This is a genomic window from Methylobacterium sp. CCH5-D2 (assembly GCF_001556475.1).
GTDB classification, from domain to species: Bacteria; Pseudomonadota; Alphaproteobacteria; order Rhizobiales; family Beijerinckiaceae; genus Methylobacterium; species Methylobacterium hispanicum.
The window spans coordinates 1-233 of sequence record NZ_LSIX01000741.1; the positions used below are offsets into that span (position 1 = coordinate 1).

Sequence of the window (233 nt, forward strand, 5' to 3'; positions counted from 1 at the left end):
CTCCTCAATGGCGCTCCTCCGGGCCGGTCCGTCGTCAGCGTCGGCGCGCCGCGCGCCCGACCGCGTCCAGGGCGGGCGCCAGGGTGTTGGCGGCCGTGGCGCCCTCCTCGAGGTCGAGGCGGCGGAACACCCGCTCGGCCAGCCCCGGCAGGCCGCCGGCCGCCCGGATCACGAAGCCCGGCACCTCGTCGGCGGCCCGCTGCACGGCCGCGGCGATCACCGCCGAGCCCACC

Annotated in this window: 1 pseudogene; it reads right to left on the reverse strand. The window is 80.3% G+C overall.

Annotation, left to right across the window (positions count from 1 at the left end):
• Positions 1 to 34: 34 nt before the first annotated feature.
• A pseudogene (locus AX737_RS34630) lies at positions 35 to 233 on the reverse strand (hypothetical protein); the annotation flags it as partial.